General features: G+C 65.0%; 1 protein-coding gene. It reads left to right on the plus strand.

Annotated elements, in window-relative coordinates; translation table 11 throughout:
• Window positions 1-1,935, plus strand: a 1,935-nt coding sequence (locus tag ABD017_RS16700) for a hypothetical protein (RefSeq protein ID WP_343883952.1), incomplete at both ends; no start/stop codon positions are given.

Here is a 1,935-nt window from a genome sequence, read left to right on the forward strand (position 1 = left end):
CATGCCGTGATCACGGCGATGGTGTCCTCGCTGCCGGGCAGCGCCACGTTGCCGCTGGCGCTGTCGGCCAGCGCCGGCCCGGCGCCCGCCGCCGGTGACGTCACCTTGTCGCAACTGCTGGCGACGAGCTACGACGCCCAGGTGGCGCTCACCCTCAACGGCAAGCCCTACACCGTCAATGCCCGCCAGTTGCTGCAGTCGGCCAGCAGCACGAACGCATGCAAGCCGTGGGGCGCGTCGTGCAGCGTGTGGCTTTCCGGCCCGCTGGCCAGCGAGTGGGTGGTCAACGGCCCGGTAAAGGCCGCCGACGGCACGGTCGACCCGGCCCTACGCGTGTATTTCGCCGTGCGCGCCTACGCCGGCGCCACGCCCGGCTCGGTGGGCAACATCCGCACCGACATCATCGTCGAGAACACGTCCGCCTTCGCGCCCCAGGTGCAGCCGCAGTACACCGCCACGCTCACCTCCGGTACTGCCAGCTACACCAGCCCCGCGCTCACCCAATACGCCTATACCCGCTGGCACAAGCCGCTGTGGTGGAACAACGCCCAACCCAAGGTCTACCTGCAGCAGGACACCCAGTACATCCAGGCCAGCAAGGCCGTCTCCCGCTACATGCCGCTGACCCCCGACGAGTCGTTCCTGGCCGGCCTGCGCCAGGATTGCGCGCCGCTGGATCACTGCGACCAGACCGATCACATGGGCAACGCCGGCGCACAGGCCTCGATCGGCCCGCTTCCGCGCTGGAGCAGCGTCTACATCGTTCACCCCGACGTGCGCGCCTACAACTGGATGCTGGCCAACACCGATGCGCTGGGTGCCTACAGCAGCCATTACCGTGACCACCAGACGGGCTATCCGGTCAGCATCCAGAAGCATCCCAATGTCACGCTTCTGGACTGGGCCTATGCCGCCCAGGTAGCGGCCGGCAGCAGCACCAAGGCGGCCGCCTACAAGGCAGACCTGTTGCCAAACTGCATCAACAACGCGGTCGTCAGCACGTGCAGCCCGCTCTACTACCGCACCGGCAATCCTTACCTATGGGACAACGCCCATCAGCCCTCCGGAGCCTATCTGCCCTACCTGGTAACCGGCGACTACTACTACATGTCCGAACTCGCGTATGGAGCTTCCTATAACGAATTGGTATCCAATGAAGCGTATCGCGGCTATGACAAGGGTTTGATCGACCGGTCGCACAGCCAGGTGCGCGGCAAGGCATGGGTCTTGCGCGAAATGGCCGATGCCGCCTGGTTGCTGCCACAAGCCCATCCGCTGAAGGCTGAATTCACGGCTAACGTCGAGAATTCCCTGGCCGATTGGAACGCCAGATACACCCACAATCCCGAGGCGAACCCGCTGGGGCTGATGGACGATGGCGCCATCTACAGCATCCATGGCGGTCAAAAGAACGCCATGGCGCCGTGGCAGCACAACTTCCTCACCTGGTCGGCGAACCATGCCAGCGAGTTGGGGTTTGCGGGGGCGGGCGCGTTCCGCGACTGGCTGGCCCGGTTTGAAATCGGCTTGATGACCGATTGGCAGAGCGGGTCCGGCCAGGGCTATTGCTGGTTGCTGGCCTCGACCTACAACGTCCAGGTCAAGGATGATGCCGGACGCTGGTTGCCCTCCTACAGCGCCGCCTATGCCGCCACGTTCCCTGACCTCAAGGGCCTGGCCTGCAACTCGGCGGCGATGCGGGCAGCGCTCGGAACCTCCGCCAAAAAGACCATCGGCGCAGGAGAGATGGCAGGCTATCCCTACTCCAACACAGGGTTCCCGGCCAACTTCCAGATTGGTGTGGCCGCCGCTGCCGACAGCGGTTTGCCCCATGCCCAGGCTGCCTGGGAGCTGTTCGACTCCCGTAGCGTCAAACCCTCCGGAGCAAGCGCATACAACAACTTCCCCAACTTCGCCCTGCTGCCACGTTCGGCG

The organism is Rhodanobacter caeni (genome assembly GCF_039523575.1).
GTDB lineage: Bacteria > Pseudomonadota > Gammaproteobacteria > Xanthomonadales > Rhodanobacteraceae > Rhodanobacter > Rhodanobacter caeni.